At 75.5% G+C, this 4,332-nt stretch carries 6 protein-coding genes; all 6 read left to right on the top strand.

Annotated features, from left to right (window positions below; genetic code table 11):
• A partial coding sequence (locus tag VF468_07845) for a phosphatase (protein ID HEX5878217.1) occupies positions 1-327 on the top strand: 327 nt, incomplete at its 5' end.
• Complete coding sequence (locus tag VF468_07840) at positions 324-1,217, top strand: Clp1/GlmU family protein (protein ID HEX5878216.1); 894 nt, start codon at positions 324-326, stop codon at positions 1,215-1,217. The genes VF468_07845 and VF468_07840, both read left to right, overlap by 4 nt.
• 6 nt (positions 1,218-1,223) lie before the next feature.
• Positions 1,224-1,991, top strand: a complete 768-nt coding sequence (locus VF468_07835) for a GNAT family N-acetyltransferase (protein ID HEX5878215.1) — start codon at positions 1,224-1,226, stop codon at positions 1,989-1,991.
• Positions 1,992-2,127: 136 nt separating this feature from the next.
• Positions 2,128-2,955, top strand: coding sequence for an SAM-dependent chlorinase/fluorinase (locus VF468_07830; GenBank protein ID HEX5878214.1), 828 nt, complete (start codon positions 2,128-2,130; stop codon positions 2,953-2,955).
• On the top strand, positions 2,955-3,998 hold the full coding sequence (locus tag VF468_07825; protein ID HEX5878213.1) for an NAD-dependent epimerase/dehydratase family protein: 1,044 nt from the start codon (positions 2,955-2,957) through the stop codon (positions 3,996-3,998). Before VF468_07830 ends, VF468_07825 begins: the two co-directional genes overlap by 1 nt.
• 46 nt (positions 3,999-4,044) lie before the next feature.
• Positions 4,045-4,332 (top strand): DUF5763 domain-containing protein (locus VF468_07820; protein ID HEX5878212.1); only part of this gene is annotated, 288 nt, incomplete at its 3' end.

Genomic DNA, 4,332 nt, shown 5'->3' with positions numbered 1-4,332 from the left:
CGGCGGCGCATCATCTACACCGGCTGGGTGGCGGCCCTGGCCTCGGGCGCCAACCTCTACCACACCCACGAGGCCCACCCCATGGAGCTGGTCCTGGAGCAGGCCAACGAGGTCGACCTGGTCGTCGGCGACCACGGCTGGGCCGGGGCGGCCGCCGAGCGCGGCATCGACGTGGTCGCGGTGGCCGACATCAACGACCCGGCCCTGCCCATGGCCAAGGCCGAGGGCCGGGCCGGGATCGTCCTCGGCATGGACGACAACGTCCGCCCCACCCCCTCGGCCTACGACCCGCTGGCCGACTACCTGCTGGCCAGGATCCTCCCGTGACCGACCGCTACGCGCGCCTGATCGAGCAGGTGCTCGACGACCCCGGCACGGTCCTGCTGCTCGGGTCGATGGACTCGGGCAAGACCACCTTCGCCCGGGCTCTGCTGGCCGGCGCCGTCGAGCGCGGCATCCCCGCCGCCTACCTCGACACCGACGTCGGCCGGACCACGGTCGGGCCGCCCACCACCATCGGCCTCAAGCACGTGCTCGAGGCCAAGCACCTCGGTGACGACGAGCTCGCCCTGGCCGACGGGCTCTACTTCGTCGGCTGGGTGTCGGCCCAGTTCCACCTGCTGCCGCTGGTCGCGGGCACGGCCAAGCTGATGAACGTGGCCCGGCGGGACGGGGCCGAGCTGGTCGTGGTCGACACCTCCAGCCTCATCAGCGGCGTCTACGGCCAGATCCTCAAGTACCACAAGATGGAGGTGACCCGGCCCGAGTACGTGATCGGGTTCGAGCGCGGCGAGGAGCTGGACCCGCTGCTGGGGATCGCCCGGCGCTTCACCCCGGCCCGGGTCGAGGCCTACCCGGCCCATCCCGACGCCCGCCCGACCACCTTCGACGAGCGCGCCGAGACCCGCCGGGCCCGGTTCGCCGCCTACTTCTCCGGCAACCTGCACCGCTGGCGGGTCAAGCCGACGGTGTTCCTGCCCTCGCTGCCGCCCGACGCCGACCTGGCCAGCCTGGCCGGCCTGCTGGTCGGCATGGAGGACGGCAAGGGCTCCTGCGTCGGCATCGGCTATCTGGAGCTGGCCGAGGACGGCCACCTGCGCATGATCTCGGCCGTGTCCGAGGGGGCGAGGGCGCTACGCCTGGGCTCCACCCGCATCACTCCCGACTGGACCTCGACCACCCGGGTCGACCTCCGCCACCTGTTCGGCACCGAGTAGCCGCCCGTGGATCCCGTCGCGCTGGCGGCCCGGGGCGAGTCGGTGTGGCACCGGCTCGGGCTGGCCGCCCTCGGCGTCGGCTGGGTCGAGCAAGACGGGGTGGCCAGGCGCACCGGGCCCAGCACACCGGTGTTCCTGGGCGCGCTGTCCCTGCGGGCCGGCGTGCCGGCGGCCCGGATCGCCGGGGCCGTCGCCGGCCTGGAGGGCGAGGTGGCCGTCCGCGACTCCGGCGGGACCGAGGACCTGGGCCCGTTCGGGTTCGTGCTCCAGGACCGCGAGCCCTGGATGCTGCGCCCTCCCGGCACCTTCCGGCCGCCCAGCCGCCTCCTGCCCGGCCTGCGGGTGGCCCCCTGCCGGACCCCGGCCGACGTCGAGCTGTTCGAGCGCACCAGCGTCGAGGCGTTCACCGGCAGCACGGCGAGCTGGGTCCCCGGCGCCATCCACCCCCCGGCGGCCAGCCTGCGCGTCCCCGGCCTCACCCTGCTCCTGGCCCGCCTGGACGACCAGCCGGTCGGCACCGCCATCGCCGCCACCGACGGCACCGTCCTCAACGTCGCCGGCGTCGCCGTCGTGGGCCAGGCCCGCCGCCAGGGCATCGGCGCCCACCTGACCCTGGCCTGCCTGGCCACCGCCCCGACCCTCCCCACCGTCCTCTCGAGCAGCGAGGACGGCCACCCCGTCTACAACGCCCTGGGCTTCCGCGACGTCGGGCCCAGCGCCCTGTGGTGGCGCCCGGCCGTAACGGCCAGGCCAGCAGCCTCTCGCCGCTTCTGACCACCGTCACCCCAGGTCAGGGAGCGTCCCGCTGGTGCAACGTTGCCGGGGCGGCGGTCGGCGATCGTTACGGCCTCCGCCCGGGCGTTGCCCGGCGTTCCTGTGACAGCGAGGGGAGGGTGCCACAATGCCTGGCATGGCCGGGTACGACTGGATCACCTTCACCTCCGACTACGGGTTGGAGGACCACTTCGTGGGCGTGTGCCACGGGGTGATGGCCAGAGTGGCTCCGCGGGCCCGGGTGATCGACGTGAGCCACGGGGTCGGGGCCCAGGACGTCCGGCAGGGGGCGCTGGTGCTGGCCCAGGCCGTGCCCTACCTGCCGCGGGCGGTGCACCTGGCGGTGGTCGACCCGGGAGTGGGGAGCGGGCGGGGGATGGTGGCGGTCGAGGCCGGCGGGGAGTTGCTGGTCGGGCCGGACAACGGGCTGCTGGTCTGGGCGGCCGAGGCGCTGGGCGGGGTGGGGCGGGTGCACGCCCTCCAGGAGCCGGCGTACCGGCTGGCGGCGGTGTCGGCGACCTTCCACGGGCGCGACGTGTTCGCGCCGGCGGCCGCGCACCTGGCCGCGGGGGTCGAGCCGGGCGCGCTGGGGCCGGAACTGGACCCGGGCGGGCTGGTGCGGCTGGAGCGGGCGGGCGCGCGGATCGACGGCGACCGGGTCGGGACCAGCGTGGTGGCGGTCGACCACTTCGGCAACCTCGCCCTCGACCTGCGCCGCGACGACCTGGCGCGGACGGGGATAGCCGTCGGCGACCCGGTCGAGGTGCGGGTCGGTGGCGGCGCCCACCGGCTGGTGTTCGCCGAGACGTTCTCCTCGGTGCCGGCCGGCGACCTGGTCCTGCACGAGGACTCGTTCGGCTCGCTGGCCGTGGCCGTCAACCTGGGCCGGGCCGCCGAGCGCCTCGGCGCCGGCCCCGGCGACCGGGTCGAGCTCGCCAGGGTCTCCCCCCAGGGTGGTGGCTGATGGGCCGCTGCGTCCTGGTCACCGGGGCGGCCCGCTCGACCGGGCGGCGTCTGGTCGCCGCCCTGGCCGAAGAGCCGGAGGTCGAGCGGGTGGTGGCCGTCGACGAGCTCGAGCCCGCCGAGCCGTTCCCGGACAAGGTCGAGCACCTGGCCGTCGACCTGCGCAGCCCGGCCCTGGTCAGGACCGTCCAGTCGGCCGGGATCGACACCTGCGTGCACCTGGGGGTGACGGCCGAGCCGCGGGCTGCCGGCGGGCGGGCCACCATGAAGGAGCGCAACGTGCTCGGCACCATGCAGCTCCTGGCGGCCGCCTACCACGCGCCCGACCTGCGGCGGCTGGTGCTGAAGTCGACCACGGCCGTGTACGGGGCCACGGCCGGCGACCCGGCGGTGTGGACCGAGAGCATGTCGCACGAGACGCCCCGGCACGGCTTTGGCAAGGACGCCATCGAGGTCGAGGACTACGTCCGCTCCTTCGACCGGCGCCGCCCGGACGTGGCCGTGACCGTGCTGCGGCTGGCCAACCAGGTCGGTCCGACCGTCGACAACCCGCTGACCCGCTACTTCGAGCTGCCGGTCTGCCCGACCGTGCTCGGCTTCGACCCGCGGCTCCAGTTCCTGCACGAGGAGGACACGGCCGAGGTCCTGCTGCGGGCCACCCTGGGTCCGGCGCCGGACGGCACCTTCAACGTCGCCGGCGACGGGGTGGTGCTGCTCAGCCAGGCCATCCGGATCGCCGGCAAGGCCCCCCTGCCCATCCCCGAGCCGCTCGTCAACCGGGTCGCCGAGCTGGTCGGGCGCAGCGTCGACTTCACCCCCGAGCAGGTCCGGTTCCTTCAGTACGGCCGGGTCGCCGACACGTCGGCGGCCGCCGAAGAGCTGGGCTTTCTGCCCAAGTGGACCTCGCTGCACGCCTTCGGGGACTTCGCCGTCACCCGCCTGCGCAAGCTCGTCACCGAGGACCAGGTCCTCCGCCTGGAGCACGACGCCATGGCCCTCCTGCGCCGCGCCGCCAGCTGGGCCGCGAGGGAGCTGCCCCGATGACCCCACCCCGCAAGCCCCCCACGGCCTCGCCCCGCGAGGGCACCCCATGACCCCGGCCCCCGACCGCTGCCGAGCCCGCACCCGCAAGGGCGACCGCTGCCGCAACCCCGCCGGCCCCGACGGGCTCTGCGCCCGTCACCGCCGCCAGTTCGAGGCGGCCCCCGTCGAGGGCACCAAGCCGCGCCCCAGGCCCGGCGCCACGCGGGCCGCCAAGCCCGGGACGACGCGGCCCGCCAGGCCCGGGACGACGCGGTCCGCCAAGCCTGGGACGACGCGGCCCGCCAGGCCCGGCGCCACACCGGGCGGGGCGGGCGCCTCAGGCGCGGCGGGCACG

Source organism: Actinomycetota bacterium (assembly GCA_036280995.1).
Lineage (GTDB): Bacteria > Actinomycetota > CALGFH01 > CALGFH01 > CALGFH01 > CALGFH01.
Note: the sequence above shows the minus strand (reverse complement) of the source record. Positions and strands in the feature narration are given on the sequence as shown.